Source organism: Sphingomonas trueperi, assembly GCF_011927635.1.
GTDB classification, from domain to species: Bacteria; Pseudomonadota; Alphaproteobacteria; order Sphingomonadales; family Sphingomonadaceae; genus Sphingomonas; species Sphingomonas trueperi.
Genome location: NZ_JAATJB010000004.1, coordinates 145838 through 167851, shown reverse-complemented (window position 1 = coordinate 167851; position 22014 = coordinate 145838). Strand labels below are relative to the sequence as shown.

The 22014-nt window shown below is 68.5% G+C and carries 17 protein-coding genes; 7 read left to right on the top strand and 10 right to left on the bottom strand.

The features are described from left to right. The first annotated feature begins 3 nt into the window (after nucleotides 1-3). A complete protein-coding gene (locus GGR89_RS08605; RefSeq protein WP_241217960.1) occupies nucleotides 4-2001 on the top strand; it encodes a putative bifunctional diguanylate cyclase/phosphodiesterase in 1998 nt (665 codons plus the stop codon). Here the strand turns inward: GGR89_RS08605 and GGR89_RS08600 are convergent. From GGR89_RS08600 to rimO, 4 genes are all read right to left on the bottom strand, one after another. After that, nucleotides 1979-3373 carry a leucyl aminopeptidase family protein gene (locus GGR89_RS08600; RefSeq protein ID WP_125976171.1) on the bottom strand — a complete coding sequence of 465 codons (1395 nt, stop codon included), beginning with the start codon at nucleotides 3371-3373 and terminating at the stop codon, nucleotides 1979-1981. The two genes, GGR89_RS08605 and GGR89_RS08600, sit on opposite strands and share 23 nt — an antisense overlap. 73 nt (nucleotides 3374-3446) lie before the next feature. Beyond that, entirely contained in the window at nucleotides 3447-4088 is a 642-nt protein-coding gene (locus tag GGR89_RS08595; RefSeq protein WP_125976173.1) for a hypothetical protein, read from the bottom strand. Next, nucleotides 4085-5485, bottom strand: a complete 1401-nt coding sequence (locus GGR89_RS08590; protein WP_125976175.1) for a serine hydrolase domain-containing protein — start codon at nucleotides 5483-5485, stop codon at nucleotides 4085-4087. Before GGR89_RS08590 ends, GGR89_RS08595 begins: the two co-directional genes overlap by 4 nt. Before the next feature lie 60 nt (nucleotides 5486-5545). Then, the gene (gene rimO / locus GGR89_RS08585; protein ID WP_125976177.1) at nucleotides 5546-6877 is read right to left on the bottom strand and encodes a 30S ribosomal protein S12 methylthiotransferase RimO; all 1332 of its coding nucleotides are present in this window, start codon (nucleotides 6875-6877) and stop codon (nucleotides 5546-5548) included. Between the two features lie 115 nt (nucleotides 6878-6992). Between rimO and GGR89_RS08580 the strand changes: the two genes are divergently transcribed. Continuing rightward, a complete protein-coding gene (locus GGR89_RS08580) occupies nucleotides 6993-7508 on the top strand; it encodes a GNAT family N-acetyltransferase (RefSeq protein ID WP_125976179.1) in 516 nt (171 codons plus the stop codon). Between the two features lie 39 nt (nucleotides 7509-7547). Here the strand turns inward: GGR89_RS08580 and GGR89_RS08575 are convergent, their stop codons facing one another. Further along, on the bottom strand, nucleotides 7548-8984 hold the full coding sequence (locus tag GGR89_RS08575; protein ID WP_125976181.1) for an AMP nucleosidase: 1437 nt from the start codon (nucleotides 8982-8984) through the stop codon (nucleotides 7548-7550). 113 nt (nucleotides 8985-9097) lie between these two features. Continuing rightward, nucleotides 9098-11710, bottom strand: coding sequence for a M1 family metallopeptidase (locus GGR89_RS08570; RefSeq protein WP_167712871.1), 2613 nt, complete (start codon nucleotides 11708-11710; stop codon nucleotides 9098-9100). A gap of 140 nt (nucleotides 11711-11850) precedes the next feature. Here GGR89_RS08570 and GGR89_RS08565 point away from each other — a divergent pair, with 140 nt between their 5' ends. Then, nucleotides 11851-13074, top strand: a complete 1224-nt coding sequence (locus tag GGR89_RS08565; RefSeq protein WP_125976185.1) for an SGNH/GDSL hydrolase family protein — start codon at nucleotides 11851-11853, stop codon at nucleotides 13072-13074. On the opposite strand, the gene GGR89_RS08560 is transcribed toward GGR89_RS08565, so the two are convergent. After that, entirely contained in the window at nucleotides 13071-14141 is a 1071-nt protein-coding gene (locus GGR89_RS08560) for a PA0069 family radical SAM protein (protein ID WP_125976187.1), read from the bottom strand. The genes GGR89_RS08565 and GGR89_RS08560 overlap by 4 nt on opposite strands. Nucleotides 14142-14196: 55 nt before the next feature. On the opposite strand from GGR89_RS08560, the gene GGR89_RS08555 reads away from it, so the two are divergent. Then, nucleotides 14197-14532, top strand: coding sequence for a VOC family protein (locus tag GGR89_RS08555; protein WP_125976189.1), 336 nt, complete (start codon nucleotides 14197-14199; stop codon nucleotides 14530-14532). A 67-nt stretch (nucleotides 14533-14599) separates the two neighbouring features. Here GGR89_RS08555 and moaB read toward each other — a convergent pair whose 3' ends face one another. The 3 genes from moaB to GGR89_RS08540 are packed head-to-tail and all read right to left on the bottom strand — an operon-like array spanning nucleotide 14600 to nucleotide 17752. Beyond that, a complete protein-coding gene (moaB, locus tag GGR89_RS08550; RefSeq protein WP_125976191.1) occupies nucleotides 14600-15127 on the bottom strand; it encodes a molybdenum cofactor biosynthesis protein B in 528 nt (175 codons plus the stop codon). Beyond that, complete coding sequence (locus tag GGR89_RS08545; protein ID WP_125976193.1) at nucleotides 15117-17033, bottom strand: lytic transglycosylase domain-containing protein; 1917 nt, start codon at nucleotides 17031-17033, stop codon at nucleotides 15117-15119. The genes moaB and GGR89_RS08545 overlap by 11 nt, the downstream gene beginning before the upstream one ends. Beyond that, nucleotides 17030-17752, bottom strand: a complete 723-nt coding sequence (locus GGR89_RS08540) for a uracil-DNA glycosylase family protein (RefSeq protein ID WP_125976195.1) — start codon at nucleotides 17750-17752, stop codon at nucleotides 17030-17032. The genes GGR89_RS08545 and GGR89_RS08540 overlap by 4 nt, the downstream gene beginning before the upstream one ends. Before the next feature lie 130 nt (nucleotides 17753-17882). Here GGR89_RS08540 and GGR89_RS08535 point away from each other — a divergent pair, with 130 nt between their 5' ends. The 3 genes from GGR89_RS08535 to GGR89_RS08525 are packed head-to-tail and all read left to right on the top strand — an operon-like array spanning nucleotide 17883 to nucleotide 21953. Further along, a complete protein-coding gene (locus tag GGR89_RS08535; protein ID WP_125976197.1) occupies nucleotides 17883-19535 on the top strand; it encodes an electron transfer flavoprotein-ubiquinone oxidoreductase in 1653 nt (550 codons plus the stop codon). Then, a complete protein-coding gene (locus GGR89_RS08530; protein WP_241213592.1) occupies nucleotides 19510-21096 on the top strand; it encodes a tetratricopeptide repeat protein in 1587 nt (528 codons plus the stop codon). Before GGR89_RS08535 ends, GGR89_RS08530 begins: the two co-directional genes overlap by 26 nt. A 20-nt stretch (nucleotides 21097-21116) precedes the next feature. Beyond that, nucleotides 21117-21953 carry a 4-(cytidine 5'-diphospho)-2-C-methyl-D-erythritol kinase gene (locus GGR89_RS08525; RefSeq protein WP_125976199.1) on the top strand — a complete coding sequence of 279 codons (837 nt, stop codon included), beginning with the start codon at nucleotides 21117-21119 and terminating at the stop codon, nucleotides 21951-21953. Nucleotides 21954-22014 lie beyond the last annotated feature (61 nt).

Below are 22014 nucleotides of genomic sequence, written 5' to 3'. Positions count from 1 at the left end.
CTGTTGTCGGGGGTCTGGCGCTACAAGGCCTCCATGCTGCCGCGGATTCACCTCGTACGATCGGGAAGGACCAAGCTCGACCGGGCGATCCTGACCGAGCAATATCGAGTGCTCGGCCAGCAGATCCCGCTGATGTACACGCTCGTCTTTCTCGACGCGGTGTTCCTTGGCTTCGCCTCCTACGGATCGGTATCGACTCGCCTCAGCATCCTCGCGCCGATCCTGCTGGGGATCGCCGCCGCAACGCGCAGCCTGTTGTGGGTTGCCCGACGTGGCGACGCCATTCCCAGCCTCCGCAAGATCCGCCGCTATCTGATCGGTACCGTCATAGCGGGGGCGTTGCTCAGCCTCGCTTTTGGCGGGTGGGCGCTGCTGCTCTTCTTCGAGGCGGACCTTGCGCGACGCACCTGCATCGCGCTCTACATCTTCATCGGGGCAATCACCTGCTGCTACTGCCTGCAGACCTTCCCGGTCGCGGCTTGGCTCGTGATGGGCTTCGGCGCCTCGCCGGTCATCCTGTGCCTGATCGCCTCGGGCGACCGGTTCCTGATCGGGTTGGGGATCAACATCATCCTCGTCTCGGCGGTAGTGCTGCGGATGTTCGGCGCCACCCATGCCGGCTTCGTCGACGTGCTTGCCTCACGGGCCGAGATGGCCGCCGGACAGCGCCGCGCGCGACTGGCCGAACAGCGCGCGCACCAGCTCGCCTATCACGATCCGCTCACCGGCCTCCCCAATCGCCGCGCACTGGCCGAGTATCTTCGCAGCGCCGAGCCGCATCGCTTCGGGCTGATGCTGGTCGATCTCGACCGCTTCAAGTCGATCAACGACGTGCATGGCCATCCGATCGGCGACCAACTGCTCCGTGCCGTCGCCGGCCGGCTGAGCTGGGTGGTGGGGGAGGGCGGCCGCAGCTACCGACTGGGCGGCGACGAGTTCGCGATCACCCTTCCATACGACGGCGACGACCTCGACCGGGTGCGGAGCGTCGCCCACGCCATCGTGCGCGAGGTGGCACGCCCTTTCCTGATCGACGAGCGCATGCACCATATCGGCGCCAGCGTCGGTATCGCGCTCTATCCCGACGACGCTTCCGACGCGGACACGCTGATGCGGCGCGCCGATGTCGCACTCTATCAGGCCAAGGAAGCCGGCCGCGGCTGCTACTGCGCCTTTGCCAGCCAGATGGACGCCGAGATCCGACGCCGCTCGACGATCGAGGCGGAAATGCGCGACGGGCTCACCCAGGGGCTGTTCTACCCGCGTTACCAGCCGATCATCGATCTGCGCACCGGCCATGTCACCGGCTTCGAGCTGCTCGCCCGCTGGCGCCGCGAGGATGCCGAGATCGGGCCCGACCAGTTCATCCCGATCGCCGAGGAATGCGGGCTGCTCAATACGCTGATGCTCGACCTGCTCGATCGCGCCTGTTCGGAGACGCGCGACTGGACAGTGCCCGCCAGCATCGCGATCAACATCTCGCCGGGCCAGCTGCGCGACGACTGGTTGAGCCACAAGATCCTGTCGGTGCTCGCCCGCACCGGCTTCCCGCCGCAGCGACTGACCGTCGAGATCACCGAGAATGCGCTGATCGTCGATGCCGAGAAGGCGCACCACGCGATCGAGTCGCTCAAGAACCAGGGCGTGCAGCTGGCGCTCGACGATTTCGGCACCGGCTATGCCTCGATCCAGCATCTCCGCATGCTGCCGTTCGACAAGATCAAGATCGATCGTTCCTTCGTCGATTCGCTGAATGAGAGCACCGAGAAGCTGCGGATCGTTCGCGCCATCCTCGGCCTGGCCGGCACGCTGGAGCTGCCGGTGGTGGCCGAGGGCATCGAGACGCTGGAGACGGCCGAAATGCTGCGGTCACTCGGCTGCGCGCAGGGGCAGGGCTATCTGTTCGGTCGCCCGATGGACAAGGAAGAAGTCGAGCGCTGGCTCGCCGACGGCGTGATGCCGCCGGCGGCCGAAGCGCTTATCCGCCGTAGCGGTCCTTGAGCACCTTCCAGGTGGCGCGCAGGCTGACCGCCTCGGCGCCCTTGGGGCGGCCCGGCTTGGGGCTGCCGTTCCAGCAGAAGATGTCGAAATGGGCCCATTGGGCCTTGGCCGGCACGAATTCCTTGAGGAACAGCGCTGCGGTGATCGCGCCGCCGAACGGACCCTCGGCCGCGTTGACCATGTCCGCCACGTCCGACTTCAGCAGATCCTTGTACGGATCGTAGAGCGGCATCCGCCAGATCGGGTCGCTCTCTTCCTCGCCAGCCGCCAGGATCTCGGCCGCCAGTGTGTCGTCATTGGCGAACAGTGCCTGCAGGTCCGCGCCCAGCGCCACGCGCGCGGCTCCGGTCAGCGTCGCGAAGTCGAACACCAGCTCGGGATCCTTCTCCTCGGCCTTGGTGAGCGCGTCGCCCAGGATCAGCCGGCCTTCGGCGTCGGTATTGCTGTTCTCGACGGTGATGCCCTTGCGCGAAATCATCACATCGCCCGGGCGCGTCGCCTCGCCCGAGATCGAGTTCTCGACCGCCGGGACCAGCAGGTGCAGCCGCACCGGCAGCTTGTTCTGCATCACCAGCTCGCCGAGCGCGAAGGCATGGGCAGCACCACCCATGTCCTTCTTCATCAGCCGCATGCCGCTGGCCGGCTTGATGTCGAGCCCGCCGCTGTCGAAGCAGACGCCCTTGCCGATGATCGCGATGCGCGGATGCTCGGGATTGCCCCATTCGAGCTCGATCAGCCGCGGCTCGCGGCCCTTGCCGGCGGCCTGGCCGACGGCGTGCAGCATGCCATAGCCCTGCTGGAGCTCGTCGCCCTTCACCACCGAGAAGGTAGCACCATAGGCCTTGGCGAGTTCGGCACCGGCCTCTTCGAGATCGGCCGGGCTCATGTCGTTGGCGCCGGTGTTGATCCGGTCGCGCAGCTTGAAGGTAACGGCGGCCATGCGCACCGCTTCCTCCATCTTCACCGGATCGGTGGTGAGCAGCACGCGCGGGCCCTGTGCCTTGGGATCGGCCTTCCTGTAGCGATCGAACTTGTACTGGGCGACGAGCCAGCCATAGATCGCCTTGCCGGGCTCGATCCCCTCGACGCGGTAGCTGCCCTCGGGCAGCGTCTCGGCCAGCTTGGCGAGGCACCAGGGCGACAGCTTCTCGACATTGGCGACCACCGAGACGACCGACCAGTCCTCGGGCGAGTCGCCGGGCAGGATCGCGCTCGCATAGCCCACCGGGGCCAGCTTCTGCGCGGCGGCGGCGGCACGATGGCGCGGCGGCTGCGCGGCGAGCCAGGCGTCATAGCCCTTGGCGTCGATCAGGTGGATGGTGCGAGCGGCCTGGCCGCGGTCGGGCTGAACGAGCGTGTTGAGATCCGTCATGCGCCTGATCTAGGACGCCGCGCGCCCCGCGCCTAGCCCGGACCCCCCTGGTTTTTTGGCCAGGGGCGCCGGATCACTTCGCGGGGGGCAGCAGCGTCTTCCACCGCGCGTCGAGCCTGGCCTGGGCATGGTCGCGCTTCACCTTCGCCACCAGCGAGATGCCGCGCAGCGTGACGCTGTGCCCGCCGAGGAACTTGCCCGAGATGGTATAGCCGACATCGTACAGCGCCACATCCTCGTGGGGGTCGCCATCGGCAAGGTACTGGGTGACGATCACCACCGGCAGCCGCTCGTCGCCGCGGCTGTTGTCGGCCAGCCCGGCGGCCTCGCGTGCCTTGACCAGCGCATGCTCGAACCAGCCGCCTTCGATGCGCGGTTCGCCGGTGGTGGCGGCGGGCGAGACGGCCAGCGCGGACGGGAACAGGATGGTCTGGCTCTGCACGGATTGCTCGGCAGCGGCAGGCTTCAGCGCCAGCGTCTGCTTGCCGCCATCGGCTGCGACCAGCACCAGCTTCGCCACCTTGGCGGAGGCGCGCTGCTCGGTCGCCGCCTTCTCGGCCTTGGTCTCGCGGCGATCGCTCCAGTTGTTCCAGAGCGTGAGGCCGGAGATCAGCACCGCGGCGACCCCCAGCACCTCGCCCAGCGTGATCCAGCGCTTACGCACCTTGGCGGCTTCGGCGCGGTCCTTGGCGCGGTTCTCGGAGTCGTCTTTCATCGCGGCATCACCAGGAACTGCTCGAACTTGCCGTCGGCACCAGGCTCGGCATAGGTCACCGCGACGAGCATCCGATCCTTGTAGCGGATCCGGTAGTTGCGGTTGACGAAGCCGCCGCGCAGCCGCGGCTTGCCGATCGGCTCGAACGCGAGCGGCTCGCCGAGCGGGGCGAGGCTGGCGCGATAGTCGCCGAGCACCGTCGCATCGAAGAAGTAATTGGCATCCTCGGTCATCAGGCTGCGATCGGGGGCGCTGGCGCGGAGCTGGTCGAACAGCTTCCGGGCGAGCGCATCGCGCTGCTGATCCAGGGTGAGCGCAGCGGCGGGCTTGGCGACGGGCAGCAGCAGATCGGTGATGCCCTGGGCGATGACGTCGTTCGCGCCGCCGAAATCGGCACTGACCAGCGAGACCACGGCGAAGCGCGCCTCAGGGATCACGACGTTGCTCGACAGGAAGCCGACCGCCTCGCCGCCGTGCGAGACTTCCTTCTTGCCGCCATGCTCGCCCAGCGACACGCCCAGGCCGTACCGCGTCGGCGTGCCGTCGGCGAGCTTCACCTCGGTTTCCTGCATCGCCCAATCCTCGGGCGTGAGCAGCTTTCGATCGATCCGGGCGATGTCCCATTTGGCGAGGTCGGCGGCGCTCATCGCCAGCTCGCCCGCCGCCCAGAGCCATCCGTCCGCCGCCGGCTTGGCGGGGCGCACGGGACCGAGGGCATAGCGATGGGTGCCCTGCGGGAAGCCCTTGCCGACCGCCTTGTCCTGATCGATCGCCTGCATGCCCAGCGGCTTGAAGATCTTCGCCTGGAGATAGTCGAGCAGCTTCTTGCCCGACGCCTTCTCGATGATCATGCCCGCGACGACATAGCCGGTGTTCGAATATTGCCATGCGGTGCCGGGAGTGAAATCCAGCGGCTTCTTGGCCCAGCGATCGACGATCTGCTGCGGCGTCACCGCCGTCTCCATCGCCTTGAAGCTATAGTCCTGCGGCCAGTAATCCTGCAGGCCAGCGGTGTGGCTGAGCAGCTGGCGGATGGTGATCTTGTCGGCGTCGGTGACGTCCGGCACCCATTTCGACACCTTGTCGTCGAGGCTGAGCTTGCCTTCGTTCTCAAGTAGCAGGATCGCCGCGGCGGTGAACTGCTTGGAGACGGATGCGATCTGGTACTTGGCGTTTACGTCCGGCCCCTTGGCGATGCCGGGGCCTTGGTCCCCATAGGCCTTGGTGAAGACGATCTTGCCGTCGCGCACGATCGCGATCGAGGCCGATGGCACGCCGCTGCTCCTGAGCGCATCCGCGACGATGGTGTCGACCTTGGCGCTCTGCTCGGGCGTGAGCTGCTGCGCGGCGGCGGGGGTGGCGATCAGCAGGGTGGCGGCAACAGCGGAACGGAACATCGGGCCTCCGGGAGATGGTCCCGGAGGCTTAGCGCTGCCGGCGCACCCTGCCAACGACGATCAGCCCATCGGGACGCCGTAGAGGTCGTGCTCGTCGGCGTCCTCGATCAGGACCTTCACGATGTCGCCTTGCCCCAGATGCCCCGCGTCGCGCAGGAAGACTTCGCCGTCGATCTCCGGCGCGTCGGCCTGGCTGCGGCCGGTGGCGCCGCCGTCCTCGTCGACCGCGTCGATGATCACCTCCAGCTGGCGGCCGATCTTGGCCTGGAGCTTGGCGGCGCTGATCGCAGCGGTCTTCTCCATGATCCGGGCGTAGCGCTCTTCCTTGACGTCCTCGGGCACCGCGCCGGGGAGGTCATTGGCGGAGGCGCCTTCGACCGGCTCGAAGCGGAACGCGCCGACGCGGTCGAGCTGGGCCTCGTCCAGCCAGTCGAGCAGATACTGGAAGTCTTCCTCGGTCTCGCCGGGGAAGCCGACGACGAAGGTCGAGCGGATGGTGATGTCCGGGGCGATCTCGCGCCAGCCGCGAAGCCGCTCGAGCACCTTGGCTTCGTTGGCCGGGCGCTTCATCGCGCGCAGCACGTTCGGTGCCGCATGCTGGAACGGGATGTCGAGATAGGGGAGCACCAGCCCCTCCGCCATCAGCGGGATCACCTGGTCGACATGGGGGTAGGGATAGACATAGTGCAGCCGCACCCAGGGTGCGATCTGGCCGAGCTCGCGGGCGAGGTCGGTCATGTGCGGCACCACCTCGCGGCCCTTCCAGGCGCGCGGCTCCTTGCGGATGTCGATCCCGTAGGCCGAGGTGTCCTGGCTGATGACCAGCAGTTCCTTGGTGCCGGCCGCAACGAGCTTCTCGGCCTCGCGCAGGATCGCGTCGGGGCGGCGGCTGACCAGGTCGCCGCGCAGCGACGGGATGATGCAGAAGCTGCAGCGATGGTTGCAGCCTTCCGAGATCTTCAGATAGCTGTAGTGGCGCGGGGTGAGCTTGAGCCCGCTGTCCGGCACCAGGTTGACGAAGGGCGAGGGCGGCATCGGCGCTGCGTCATGCACCGCGCCGACCACTTCCTCATATTGATGCGCGCCGGTGACCGCGAGCACATTGGGGAAGCGGGCGCGGATCACCTCGGCTTCCTTGCCCATGCAGCCGGTGACGATCACGCGACCGTTCTCGGCGATCGCCTCGCCGATTGCCTCGAGCGATTCTTCCTTGGCGCTGTCGAGGAAGCCGCAGGTATTCACCAGCACGACGTCCGCGCCGGCATAGTCCGGCGACAGCGCATAGCCATCCGAACGGAGCTTCGTGAGGATACGCTCGGAGTCGACCAGATTCTTGGGACAGCCGAGCGACACCATGCCCACCTTGGGGGCTTCGGGGAGTCGCGTTGCCATGATCGTTGGCGCACATAGGGCTTTTCGCGGAAATTGCCAGCCATCGGGCGTTTACGGATGGCCGAACCGGCCCGCCATGATACGGGCAGGCCAGCTAACACCGGGAGATTTCGTCATGACCGCGACCAACGCCGAGCCTGTCCAGCTGCCGACCCGCTCCGGGCTCGTCATCGACGTGCGCACCGTACGTCCCGACGACGAGGCGCTGCTCAAGGACTTTTTCGACCATGTCTCGAACGAGGATCGCCGCTTCCGCTTCTTCACCGCCAGCCCGCAGCTCCAGCCGCACCAGGCCAAGGCGCTGATCGAGGTCGATCACCACAAGACCGAGAGCTACCTTGCGTTCACCCCCGAAGGCCAGCTGGTCGGCTCGGGCATGCTCGCCTGCGACGACACGCTGGAGACCGCCGAGGTCGCGATCTCGATCCGCGCCGATCGCAAGGGGCAGGGCGTGGGCTGGAGCCTGCTCAACTATATCACCGCCGAGGCCAAGGCGCGCGGGGTGAAGCGGCTCCAGTCGATCGAGAGCCGCGAGAATCACCTGGCGATCGAGCTGGAGCGCGAGATGGGCTTCGTCGCCCGCGAGGTCGAGGGCGATCCCAGCGTGGTGCTGCTCGAAACGGTGTTCTGATCGAGGGTGCCCCGGCGGCAGCCGGGGCACCGCTTCGCCTCAACGGAACGGCGGTTCGTTGAAGGCGCGCAGCTTTCGGCTATGGAGCTTGGCGCCCTCGCGGCGCAGTTCCTCGCAGGCTTCGATGCCGATCTTGAGATGCTCGGCGATCGCGCGCTCGTAGAAGCGGTTGGCCTGGCCGGGCAGCTTGAGCTCGCCGTGGAGCGGCTTGTCCGAGACGCAAAGCAGCGTCCCATAGGGCACGCGGAAGCGATAGCCCTGCGCGGCCAGCGTCGCCGACTCCATGTCGACCCCCACCGCGCGGCTCAGCGAGAAGCGCAGCGCCGATTGCGAATAGCGCAGCTCCCAGTTGCGGTCGTCGGTGGTGACGATCGTGCCGGTGCGTAAGCGCTGCTTGAGCTCGTCGCCCGACTGGCCCGAGACCGTCTCCGCCGCGCGCGCCAGCGCCTGCTGGACTTCGGCGATGGCGGGGATCGGGATCTCCGGCGGCAGCACGTCGTCCATGATATGGTCGTCGCGCAGATAGGCATGGGCGAGGACGTAGTCGCCGATCCGCTGGCTCGGGCGCAGGCCGCCGCAATGGCCGATCATCAGCCACGCCTCGGGGCGGATGACCGCGAGGTGATCGGTGATCGTCTTCGCGTTGGACGGGCCGACGCCGATATTGACCAGCGTGATCCCCGTGCCGCCCTCGGCCATCAGGTGATAGGCGGGCATCTGGTGCCGCCGCCATGCGCCGTCGCTTACCAGTCGGTCGGCGTCCGCCGCATCCTCGATCACGATCCCGCCCGCACCCGACACGCCGGTGAAGCGGCTGTCCGGCCCCAGCTGCGCGCACGCCCAGCGGACGAACTCGTCGACATAGCGGTGATAGTTGGTGAACAGGATATATTGCTGGAAATGCTCCACCGGCGTGCCGGTGTAATGCTTGAGCCGCGCCAGCGAGAAATCGGTGCGCAGCGCATCGAACAGCGCCAGCGGCCGCGTCTCGTCCTGGCTCACCCAGATGCCGTCGGCGATCTCGTCGCCGATATGCGACAGCTCGGTCGCCGGGAAATGGCGGCCCAGCTCGGTCGCCGAGACGTCGTCCAGGCTCAGGATCGTGTTGGGATCCAGCACATAGGGGAAGGGAATTTCCTGCCGCCCGGTGACCGCATGCACCTCGACGTCATAATCCTCGATCAGGAAGGTCAGCTGCTCGGTCAGATATTCGGCGAACATCGCCGGGCGCGTCACCGAGATGCGGTAATCGCCCGCCTCGACCAGCCGGCCGAACGAGCGGCGCGGGATCGGCTTGTTGACGCCGCCGCGATAGGTGACGCGCAGTTCGGGATAGGCGAAGCTGCCGTCGGTCCGCGTCTCGGGATCGGGCGTGGTGCCGTCGGTGATGTAGCGGTTGAGCGCCTGCTGCAGTCGTTCGACCGAGGCGCGATAGAGCCGATCGAGGTCGGCGACGATATCGGAGGCTTGAGTCATCTTCCATCGCTAAGCGCGGAAGATGACGCTGGCAAGTCGGCGACGCGCACGGCGTTCGCCGGCTTACGTCGGAAGGATGGTGGAGGCGCGACGGCACCCCCACCACGTCAAGGCTACTTCCCCGCGGCGATCGCCGCGCTCACTTCGCCCGCCTTGGCGTCGCGGAAGCGGGCGCAGGTGCGGATCGTCTCGATCGCGCGATCCAGGTTGAGCGTGCTGCCCTTGGTCGTCGGCCGCAGCTTGGCGTCGACCGCATCGGCCTGCGCGTTCGAGCACAGCCCGCCGAACATCTGCGCGGCCCGGCCGGAGAACACCCCGCCGCCGCCGCCATTCTTCACGAACTCGTCGAAATGCGCGATCATGAAGTCGCTGGCGAGGTCGCGAGTATAGGGCGAGCGGAGGAAGCCGGCGACGGTGAACAGCCGCTGGCGGGCATCGACGCGCGGATCCTGGAAGTCGTTCAGGAACCAGCGCGCGATGTCCGGATTGTTCGACGCCGTCACGCCCTGGCCGAGGGCCTGGAACAGCGCCGGCTTGCCGACGCTCTGGGCGAGCAGCGTCTGCGCGAAGGGCACGCCGCGCTCGTTGAGCGCGATGCCCGCCGCAACCCCGCGCCAGGCCGGGTCGAGTGCCTTGTCGTCACCGCCCACGAACGCATCGAACGCGGTCGTCAGCTTGGCGCGGAGCGCCGCGTCGTGCCCGGTGACCGCGACCAGGCCCACCAGATCCTTGCGCAACTCTCGCTGGTCGGCCTCTTCCTTGGCATAGGCGTCCGTCGTCGGATCGAAGCCGATCTTGGTCAGCATCGGGCCGTACAGGTCGACGAACAGCTTGCGATAGGCCGGCAGCGCCTGGGCGGTGATCAGCCCGCGCTTCTCGAGGTCGCGCAGGCGATGCGCATTGTCGAAGACGATCTTGGTCGAGGCATTAGTGGCGGTGGCCCGGGTGAGCGCGATCGGCCGGGCGATCGGGCTGCGGCCGGCATAGAAGCTCGCCCATACGCTGTCGTCCACGGCGAGCAGCTCGGCCGCGGGCAGGGTGGGGGCGGCGGCGATCAGCGCGTCCCAATCGGCGGGATCGAGCTCGAAGCGATAATAGCCCCAGCCGCCGGCATTGGGCACCAGCGCGCCGCTGCCCTTGGCGGAGACGGCCATGCTCGGCTTGTCGAGCAGCGTGCAGTTCTTGGTCTCGCCCTGGCGCACGCACAGCGGCACGATCCACTGCTCGGCGGGCAGGTTGGCGCCGAAGAAGCCGTAGCGCGACTGGGTGGCGGTGAGCGCGTCGCCCTCGCGATGCAGCGTCACCAGCGGCACGCCCTGCTGGTCGACGAAGCTCTTGAGCGAGGCGAGCACGCGCGGATCATGCGCGGCATCGGCGAGCGAGGTGAAGAACTGGTCGGTGCTGGCGTTGCCATAGGCGTGGCGCTGCATGTGCAGCCGAACGCCCTCGCGGAAGGCTTCGTCGCCCATATAGGCGGCGATCATCGCGACGACCTGGCCGCCCTTGCCATAGGTGATCTGGTCGAATGCCGCGTCGATGTCGCCGTCGTTCGGGATCGGCTGGTGGATCGGGCGACCGGCGGCGAGCGCGTCGAGGTCCATCGCGTCGAAGCCTTCCTCGATCGCGTTGAGCTCGATCTGGAGGCCCGGGCGCCACTCATTGCCGATGCGATAGCCCATCCAGTTCGCGAAGCTCTCGTTCAGCCAGATATCGTCCCACCATGCCGGGGTGACGAGATCGCCGAACCATTGGTGCGCCAACTCGTGCGCGACGACCATGCCGAACGCCTGCTTGCGCTCGCTCGAGGCCTTCTCGTCGAGGAAAAGGATGCCGTCGCCATAGATGTCGGCGCCGGCATTCTCCATCGCGCCCGGCATGATCGGCGAACCGATCTGGTCGAGCTTGGGGAAGGGGAAGGCCTGGCCGAAATACTTCTCGAGCAGCGAGACGATCTTGCCCGATTCGTCGCGCGCGAAGGCCATCTGGCCGGCATTGGGCTTGGTGCCGACCACGCCTAGCGGCATCGGCGTGCTGCGCTGCGGCGTCGGCGGGATCATCGTGGCGGCGGTGGCGAAGGGCCCGGTGACGAGTGCGATGAGATAGGTCGGCAGCGGCTTGGTGGGGGCGAACTGGTGGCGGACCAGCGCGCCCGCCTTGCGGCTGCTCGCCTCGGGTGCGTTGCTGACCGCGGTGAAGCCGGGCTTGGTGGTGATCGAGACGGTGAACGGCGTCTTGTAGCCGGGCTGGTCGAAGGACGGGAAGGCAGCGCGCGCCTCGATCGATTCGAACTGGGTCCAGCTGTACCAGGCGTCGTCGACCTTCACATGGTAGAGCCCTTGCGTGCCGGTGCCGAACGCGGCGTCATAATCGAACACCAGGGTCACACGGCCGGCGGGCAGCGTCTTGCCGAAGTCGAGCTGGGCGAGACCCGTGGCGCTCTTCTGGGTGAAGGTGGCGGTCACCGACTTGCCGCCGCTCCGCGCGATCGTCTTGGCGACGTGGAGGTCGCGCCCGTGCATCCAGATCGTCCGCGCCGGCGCCTTCAGGTCGATGTCGATCTCGGTATGGCCGTTGAAGCGATCCTTCTCGGGCAGGATGGTGAAATCGAGCCGATAGGCGATCGGCGTGGCCGCATCGGGCAGCTTGCCGGTGGGTTGGGCGGGCGTCTGGGCGAGGGCGGCGACGGGCAGCAACAAGGCGGAGGAAGCGAAGAGAAGCGCGCGCATCAAGGTTCCTTGGTCGAAGAAGCCAACTGCTTAGGTCTGCTGCTGCATTGCCGCAATAGCACAGCGGTACGCCGGAACGGCTTGCCCTGTCTCCGCTCCGGACTATGGTACCGCTATCAACGCGTTAACGGAGACGGTGTATGGCGAAGATGCTGCGCTGGGTCGCGGTGGGGCTGCTTGCGGCGGCGACGGCGCAGGCCGCGCCGGGCGATCGCTGGACGACGGCCTGGTGGACCTCGCAGCTGGCGCTCGATGCGCAAAATGGCTTGCCCGCCGCCGATCTCACCGATGCGACGCTGCGCCAGATCGTTCGGCTGCAGGGACCCGCGACGCGGCTGCGCGTGCGCTTCACCAACCGCTTCGGCAGCGCGCCGCTGACCATCGACGGCGCGACGATCGCCCGTGCGGTGGATGTTGCGAGCCCGAGGATCGAGGCCGCCACGCTGCGCCCGCTCCGCTTCGGCGGCGCGACGGCGGTGACGATTCCGGCGGGTGCCGATTACTGGAGCGACCCGGTGGACCTCAAGGGTGCGGGCGGCACCGATCTTGCCATCTCGCTCTACGTCGCCAATCCGCCCGCGCAGCAGACCGGGCATCCGGGCTCGCGCGCGACCTCCTATCTCGTCCATGGCAACCACAGCGCCGATCCCGATCTGACGGGCGCCAAGACGGTCGACCACTGGTTCCAGATCGCCGGCATCGAGGCGGTGGCGCCCAAGGCGCGCGCGGTCGTCGCGTTCGGGGATTCGATCACCGACGGGTACGGCGTGAAGCCCAACACCAACGCGCGCTGGACCGATGCGCTCCAGCGCCGGCTGCGGTCGGCACCGGGGATGGGCGAGGTCGCGGTGCTCAACGCCGGGATCGGCGGCAACCGGCTGCTCAACGACGGGCTGGGCCCGAACGCGCTGGCGCGGTTCGACCATGACGTGATCGGCCAGCCCGGCGTCACCCACCTGATCGTGCTGGAGGGCGTCAACGACCTCGGCACGCTGACCCGCGAGACGCCGGTGCCGGCAGCGGCGCACGCGGCGTTGGTGGCGCGGATGATCGACGCCTATCGCCAGATCGTCGCGCGCGCGCATGCCCGCGGCATCAGGGCGATCGGCGCGACGATCATGCCCTATGCGGGCTCGGGCTATTACCATCCCGATGCGCAGAACGAGGCCGATCGCCAGGCGGTCAACCGCTGGATCCGCACGCCGGGCAATTTCGACGCGGTGATCGACTTCGACGCGGCGATGCGCGATCCGGCCGACCCCAAGCGGCTGCGCAAGGACTATGACAGCGGCGACGGGCTGCACCCCTCGATCGCGGGCTATGCGGCGATGGCGCAGGCGGTGCCGCTGGCGCTGCTGCGCTAGAACAGCTCTCCCTGCGGTCCGGCGGGCGGGCGGAACAAATCGGTGCGGAGCCGCATTCGTTCGCCGTCCAGCCCGTAGCGTTTGACCGCGCGGGTAAAGCGGGTGCGGAGCAGCTCCGCCCAGGGACCCTGGCCGCGCATGCGGGTGAAGAAGCCGGGATCATTGTCCTTGCCGCCGCGGATCGACTGGATCGTCGCCATCACCTTGCCCGCGCGATCGGGGAAATGCGCGTCGAGCCAGGCGCGGAACAGCGGGGCGACCTCCCAGGGCAGCCGCACCGGCAGGAAGAAGGCACCGCGCGCGCCTGCTTCCGCTGCGCGCTCGAAGATATGCTCCATCTCGTGATCGGTGACGTGCGGGATCACCGGCGACATCGAGACGAACACCGGCACGCCGGCATCGGTGAGCGTTCGGATTGCGGCCAAGCGGCGCTCGGGATGCGGCGCGCGGGGCTCCACCGTCATCGCGATCTTGGGGTCGAGCGAGGTTACCGACAGCATCACCGCTGCCAGCCCCTGCGCCGCCATGGGGGCGAGCAGGTCGAGGTCCTTCACCACCCGGTTCGACTTGGTGGTGATCGTCACCGGGTGGCGGCATTCGGCGAGCAGTTCGAGGCAGCTGCGGGTGATCCGCCAGGTCGATTCGATCGGCTGATAGGGATCGGTATTGGTGCCGAAGGCGATCGGCTTGCAGATATAGCCGCGCTTGCCGAGTTCGGCACGGAGCAGGTCCGGTGCGGTCGGCTTCACGAACAGCCGGCTTTCGAAATCGAGCCCGGGCGAGAGGTCGAGATAGGCGTGGCTCGGGCGGGCGAAGCAGTAGATGCAGCCATGCTCGCAGCCGCGATAGGGGTTCACCGACTGCTCGAAGCTGATGTCGGGCGACTGGTTGCGGCTGATGATCGTGCGCGAGGTCTCCACCGTCACCGTGGTGCGCAGCGGCGGCGGGGCGCCGTCAATCACCGCCTGCGCGTCGCGCCAGTCGCCGTCCGCCTCGCGGGCGAGGAGATTGAAGCGCGCGCTCGCGTCGTTGAACGTGGCGCCGCGGACGGGGCGACTCTTTGCCATTGCGCGATGCTAAGCTGAGCGATAGAACGAAGCAAGAACAATGAGGGGGTTGGCGATGGCGCGACTGAATTATCTCGAACTGCCCGCGGGCGACGTGGGCGCGCTCAAGGGCTTCTACGGCGCGGTGTTCGACTGGCAGTTCACCGACTTCGGACCGAGCTATGCTGCGACGATGAGCGGGGATACCGATGTCGGGATCGACGGCGATGCGCAGGGGCGGACGCAGTTGCTGCCGGTCATCGCGGTGGAGGATCTGGAGGCGACGCTGGCGGCGGTGGAAGCCGGGGGCGGCGTCGTGACGGTGCCGATCTTCTCGTTCCCCGGCGGGCGGCGGTTCCATTTCCGCGACCCGCAGGGGCATGAGCTGGCGGCGTGGGTGATGGAGGATTGAAGCGCGCTGTGATTTCGGTGCCCCTGCTTTCGCAGGGGCACTGCACCGTGGAGCCTTTCGTAAGCGTCTACCGCTCCTGCAGCCGGCCCATCAGCTCGACGAAGTTGCAGGGCTTGTGGCGGATGTCGAGCTGGCTGGCGAGGATGCCGTCCCAAGCGTCGGTGACCGCGCCGGTCGAGCCCGGCAGCGCGAAGATATAGGTACCGCGCGCGACTCCGGCGGTGGCGCGCGACTGGATCGTCGAGGTGCCGATCTTGGCGTAGCTCAGCCAGCGGAACAGCTCGCCGAAGCCGGGGATTTCCTTGTCCCACACCCGGGCAAGCGCCTCGGGCGTCACGTCGCGGCCGGTCACCCCGGTGCCGCCGGTGGCGAGGATCACCTCGACGCCGGGTGCCGCGATCCACGCCTCGAACTGCGCCGTGATCGCGTCGACATCGTCGCGTAGGATCGCCCGATCGCTGAGCAGATGCCCCGCCTCGGTCAGCCGCTCGACCAGCCGGTCGCCCGAGCGATCCTCGGCCAGCGTGCGGGTGTCGGAGACGGTGAGGACGGCGATGCGGACGGGGCGGAAGGCGATGCTTTCGTCAATTGCCACGCGTGACCTCGCTTGGCAGCTTGGCGGCGCTGATCGTCACCGCGGCACCCGTGGCCGGCAGCTGGAACTGCTGCTGGATCGGCGCGGGTTCCACCGGCTGCGGCGCCGGGAAGGTCAGCGCCGGCGCGCGCTGGGTCTTGAGCTTGACCGCCTTGGCCCCGGCCATGCCCGGGAAGCGCGGCCACATGCCGCCGGCCAGCGCGATGCGGCTCGGCGAGGGCTTGCCGTCGTGCAGCTCGTACATCCAGTAGTTGCGCAGCACCGTCACGACATAGCCGCGCGTTTCCCAGTACGGGATGCTCTCGATGTAGAGCAGCGGATCGCCGCCGTCGCGCGAGGCCTGGTTCCAGGCGTCGACCGGGCTGGGGCCGGCATTATAGGCCGCGATCACCTTGGGCAGCAGGCCCTGGGTCTGCGGCATGTCGCGCAGCTGTTCGAGATAGGACTGGCCGATCTCCATGTTGACCGACGGCTTGGTCAGGTCACTCGCGGCATAGGTGATGCCGCGACGACGGCCCACGTCGATCGCCGCGCCCGTCTTCACCTGCATGAGCCCCATCGCGCCGGCGGCGCTGCGGACCTCGGCGTTGAAGCGCGATTCCTGGAGCGTGTGGGCGAAGACCAGCGCGCGATCGACGCGCCAGCCGCCATCGGGCGACCAGTTCGGCACAGGATAGCGCGCCTCGACGATCGGCTTGGCGCCGGCCGGGCCGTTATGCGCGAGCCACAGCTCGGTCTGCGGCAGGCTCAGCTGCGCCGCGAGGCGGGTGAGTGCGCCGTGATCGTCGGGCGTGCAGAACTTGGCCTGGTGGCGGAGCACCTGGTCTGCCAGCGTCGTCTCGCCGATCTCGCTCAGCGCGGCGGCGACGCGGACGTTCGGACGCCGTTCGAGCGCGGTCCAGTCCTTGCTGACGAAGCGATCGCCCTCCAGCCGCTTCTCCTCGAGGCCGAGGCTGGAGCGGGCAAGCAGGCCGTAGAAGGTCTCGCCATATTGGCTGGCGGCGCGCAGCTTGGCGGCGACCCGATCGGGACGGCCGCATGCCATTTCGGCGCGCGAGCCCCAGAACAGGCCCGCGGCGCGCAGCTCGGTGTCGCCGGCGCGGGTGGCAACGCGCTCGAAGGCGGCGGTGGCGCCGGCGCAATCCTGCTGGCGCCAGGCGGCGAGGCCATCGGCCCAGTCGGCCTGCGCGGCCCATTCGCCCAGGCCCTGCTCGGCCTTGGCAGCCATGCGGCGGGCATTGGCATCGTCACCGGCGACATAATAGATCCAGGCGACCTTCTGCTGCCACTCGGTCAGCGCCTCGGGCGTCAGGTCATTGGCGAAGCGCGCGACCACCGCCTCGGCGGCGGGGCCGTTGTCGGTCTTCACATAGGGCGCCATCAGGATCGCGACTTCGGTCGCGGCATTGTCGCTGCGGACCGAGCGGGCGCGCCTGCGGATCGGCGCGCCGTCGAACCAGATCAGCCGCTGGGCGACCGGCAGCGTCGGCAGGTCGCTGACGCCGCGGATCTTGGCGAGGCGGACGAGCTGTTCGGCCTGGGGCAGTTCGGGCGCTTCGGTGATCAGCGCGACCAGTTGGTCGGCCTCGACGCGGGGCGAGCCCTTGGCGGTGTAGAGCTGGGCGCGGGCGATCGCGTGGAGCGGGCCCGGCTTCATCGAATCGAGCTTGATCTGCGCATCCGCCCAGCGGCCGGCGCGGATGGCATCGAACACGAAGCGGTAATCGGCGCGCTGGTCGGCATCGAGCTGCGGCGGAATGCCGTCGCCCTTGCGTTTGGCGGTGGCGGGCGGTGGGGAGTCCTCGTCGATGACCGCGGGGCTGGTGTCGTCGGACCATGCGGCAAGGGCCGGCGTGGCGATCGGCGCCGTCATCAGCGTGGCGGCAAGCAGGATGCGCAAGGTCAAAGGCTCGGTCCCCGGCTCAGCAGCAACAGATGTTTCCAGGTTTCGCTCTTGGCGGCCGGGCGCTCGATCAGCGAACGCGGATGGTAGGTCGCCACCACCTGGGTATTGGCTTCGTAGCGGTTAACGTCGTGCGAACGAAGTTCCGGCGGCCAGGCATCCGCCCCGAGAACCGCACGGGTCGCCGCATGGCCGAGCAGGAGGAGCTTCGTCGGGCGGACGAACGACAGGAACTGGGTCGCGAGCTCTACCAGCTTCGGCGCGACGTCAGCAGGCACCTGGCCGGTGGCGGGACGCGCGAAACACAACGGCACCAGCTGCACCGAGTCGCGGGACAGGCCCACCGCGGCCAGCATCCGGTCGAGCAGGGCACCCGCCGGGCCGCTCCACAGCATATGGCTGTCCTCGGGCTCGGGCATGTCGACAAAAATCGTCCAGGCCGGGTTTTCGACGATTGCGGGGGCGATCAGCGGGCTGTGCCACCCGGCCTCGGGGGTTGCTTCGCCGGTCCGCCAGGCGAGGAATTCGGGCAATGTCTGCGGAGGCGCGGGCGTCGGCGCCGCTACGGCAGGCTCGGGCTGCGGCTCGGCGCAGAGCGGCGCCGGCTTGGCGAACCAGTCGCGCACTTCGTCTTCCACGAGCACGTCGACCCCGGCGGAATCCCACCATTCGAGCGCGCTTGCGAGCGACTTGTGCCAGCTATTGTCTGGTTCTGCCCCCATACCCATTCTTTGAATCCCAGTTGACGGCGGGGTCAATCTGGCTTCATCGCCGGATAGACGGAACGTTGCGGGCGCGCGACGACAGGTGCCCGAACGGGCGTGTTAGTACGAAGGACCTAGGGGAACAAGGATGAGCGAACGGGAGTCGATGCCCTATGACGTCGTGATCGTCGGCGCGGGGCCTGCCGGTCTTTCCGCGGCGATCCGGCTCAAGCAGCTGGCGAACGAGGCCGGTGCCGAGCTCTCGGTGTGCGTGCTGGAGAAGGGCTCCGAGGTCGGCGCGCACATCCTGTCGGGTGCGGTGGTCGATCCCAAGTCGCTCGACGAGCTCCTGCCTAGCTGGCGCGACGATGGCTGCCCGCTGGCGCGCACGCCGGTGACCGAGAACCATCACTGGGTGCTGAGCGAGAAGGGCAAGTCCGCCTATCCGGAATTCCTCACGCCGCCCTATCTGCACAACAAGGGCACCTATACCGGCAGCCTCGGCAATCTCTGCCGCTGGATGGCGGAGAAGGCCGGTGAGCTGGGCGTGGAGATCTTCCCCGGCTTCGCCGCCGCCGAAGTGCTGTACAACGAGGACGGCAGCGTGAAGGGCGTCGCCACTGGCGACATGGGCGTCGCCAGGGACGGCAGCCACAAGCCGGACTACCAACCGGGACTTGAGATCCACGCGAAGTACACCTTCCTCTCCGAAGGCTGCCGCGGGCATCTCTCGAAGCAGATGATCCGCCAGTTCGAGCTCGACGCCGAGAGCCAGCCGCAGGTGTACGGCATCGGCATCAAGGAACTTTGGGACATCGATCCCGCCAAGCATATGCCGGGGCGGGTGATCCACACCCAGGGCTGGCCGCTAACCGACGGCAGCAATGGCGGCGGGTTCATCTATCACCAGGCCGACGGTCAGGTCGCGATCGGCTTCGTCGTGTGGCTGGGCTACAAGAACCCCTGGCTGTCGCCCTTCCAGGAAATGCAGCGCTGGAAGACGCATCCGGAGATTGCGGAACTGCTGAAGGGGGCCAAGCGCGTCTCCTATGGCGCACGCGCGATCTCCGACGGCGGCTGGCAGTCGGTGCCGAAGCTGGTCGCGCCCGGTCTGGCGCTGATCGGCGACAGTGCCGGTTTCCTCAACGTGCCGCGGATCAAGGGCACGCACACCGCGATGAAGAGCGGGATGATGGCGGCCGAAGCGGCGTTCGCGGCGATCCAGGGGGGGCGGGCGAGCGATGAGCTCACCGCCTATCCGGAAGCCTATGAGGCGAGCTGGGTCTACAAGGAGCTGCGCGGCGTCCGCAACGTGGCGCCGCTGGTCAAGAAGTTCGGCGATACCTGGGGCACGCTGCTCGCAGGCGCCGCGATGTGGAGCGAGCATCTCGGCCTGCGCTGGCCGCTGACGATGAAGCACAAGCCCGACCATGAGGGCCTGCTCCGCGCCGACCAGGCGCCCAAGATCGACTATCCCAAGCCCGACGGCGTGCTGACCTTCGATCGGCTCTCCTCGGTGTTCGTCTCGAACACCAACCATGAGGAGGACCAGCCGGTCCATCTGACGCTGAAGGACAAGGATATTCCGATCGGCTACAATCTGCCGATGTACGCCGAGCCTGCGCAGCGTTATTGTCCGGCCGGTGTGTATGAGGTCGTAGGGGAAGGCGATGATCTGCGGTTCCAGATCAACGCGCAGAATTGCGTGCACTGCAAGACCTGCGACATCAAGGATCCCACCCAAAACATTAACTGGGTGGTGCCAGAAGGTGGCGGTGGCCCCAATTATCCGAACATGTAGCCTTGGTCTCGCGCTGCTGCTGGCGGGACCCGCAGCGGCGCAGACCGCGGACCTGACCGACTATGTCCGCGCCCGCGCCGCCGATGCGGCGGGCGCGGCGGGGATCGCGGCGCAAGGCTATGGCCGGGCGCTGGCGGCGACCCCCGGCGATCCGGTGATCGCGCTGCGCGCCTATCGCCAGGCGCTGATGGTCGGCGACATGGCGCTCGCGACCCGCGCCGCGGCGGTGATGGAGAAGGCGGGCGTCGCCCCGCCCGACACGGCGCTGGTCGACATGGCGGTGGCGCTCGCCGCCGGCAACCAGCCCGGCGCCGCCGATGCGGTCAAGCGGCTCAAGGGCACCCCGTTCGATTTCCTGATGCCGATCTTCACCGCCTGGCTCGCCCAGGCGCGCGGGCTGGACGGTGTCGCGGTGATCGAAAGCCTCGACCTTGGCGCACTCGGTCGCCGCTATGCCGCGCCGCAGCGCACGTTGATGCTGCTGGCGCAGGGCAAGGATACAACCGTCGCGCTGGACGCGATGGCAACGCTGGTCGGCGACGGCGATGCCGACACCCGTATCGACCTGGCGACCGTGCGCGGGCGCGAGGGCGGGCGGTTCCTGCTTGACGGCGGCGGTCCGGAGCTGGAGGCGGTCGCGCGGTCGCTCGGCGCGCCGCAGCCGGTGACGATCATCTACGGCCTTTCGCGCATGTTCCGCGCGATGGCGAGCGATCTGGGCGGCGACCGGATGGCGACGCTGACCATCGTGCTCGCTCGCTGCGCGTTGATCCTCGACCCCGGCGAGACCCGAGCGCGGATCGTGCTTGCCGATGCGATCAACGGTGCAGGGGCACCGGACCTCGCGCTGCAGACTCTGGCGGCGATCCCCAAGGACAGTCCCTTCGCCCGCCGCGCCGCCGGCGTCCGCGTCGCCGTGCTGCGCGATGCCGGTCGTGCCGATGCCGCGCTCGCCGATGCCAAGGCACTCGCCGAGGACCGCGGCGCGACCCCGCTGGAGGTAGAGCGCTACGCCCAGCTGCTCACCGATACCGGTCGCCACGAGGCGGCGGCGCGGGTCTATGCCGAGGCGTTGCGGCGCGGCGGAGAGGGCAGCGCCGACCTCCATCTCGATTACGGGCTGGCGCTGGAACAGGCGGGCCGCTGGGACCAGGCGCTTCCGGAACTCCGCAAAGCCGCCGAACTCGCGCCCAACCGCGCCGAGATGCTGCGGACGCTGGGCGTCGGGCTGATCGCCCATGGCGGCGACGGTGTCGAAGCGCTGCGGCTGCTCGAACGCGCGCGCAAGATCGCGCCGGAGGATGCCGAAGTCGCCGACGCGCTCGGCTGGGCCTATGTCCGCCAGGGTGAGGTCGCGCGCGGCGCGGCGTTGCTCGAAGCCGCGACGCGCAGCGATCCGGCGGGCAGTGCTGCCAACGAACATCTGGGCGACGCCTATTGGCGGCTGGGGCGGCAGTTCGAGGCGCGCTATGCCTGGCGGGCCGCAGCCATCCATGCCGCACCCGCCGATGCCGAGCGGATCGCGCGCAAGCTGCGAGAGGGGCTGACGGCCGCCTCCTGATCGCGCTAGGGGCGGCGACGATGCACGACCTCCGCACCGTCACCGAGCCCGCGCGCGCCAAGCTCAACCTCGCGCTCCACGTCCGCCATCGCCGCCCCGACGGCTATCACGAGTTGGAAACGCTGTTCGCCTTCGTCGACCATGGCGATCTTGTGCGGGTGACGCCGGCGGAGACCGACAGCTTCACGCTGGCCGGGCCGTTCGCGGCAGTGCTGGCAGGCGAGGGGGACAATCTCGTCACCCGCGCCGCCACGCGGTTCCGCGAGGCGTTCGGCGGCGGCGCGCATGCGATCGAACTGGAGAAGCACCTGCCGGTCGCCTCGGGCATCGGCGGCGGCTCGGCGGACGCGGCGGCGACGCTCCGTGCGCTGGCTGCACTCCACGGGGTGGATCTGGCGGACCCGAAGCTGTTCGCGATTGCAGATGCGCTCGGCTCCGACGTGCCCGCCTGCCTGCTCGGCCGCACCGCGCTTGGCAGGGGGCGGGGCGAGCGGTTGGCGCCGCTGGAGGGCTTGGCCGGCACGCCGACGCTGCTGGTCAACCCGGGCGTGGGCGTCTCGACGGCGGCGGTGTTCAAGGCGTGGGATGGCGAGGACCGCGGCCCGATCGGCGCAGGGGACCTGCTGGCGGTCGCGCAGGTTGGGCGCAACGACCTCGAGCCTCCGGCGCGCGCCATTGCGCCTGCCATCGACGCCGTGCTGGCAGCGCTCGCTGCGCAGCCGGGGGTGCTGCTCGCCCGCATGTCGGGCTCGGGCGCGACCTGCTTCGCGCTGTTCGAGACCGAGGCCGCGCGGGATGCTGCGGCCGCAACCCTGCGGCGACCCGAATGGTGGCTCGCCGCGACCCGACTTTGCTGAGCCGGTAAGCGAATCTTTACTGTTTTGCGACAGGGTTTTGCGCGGCGGATCTGGCGCGTTC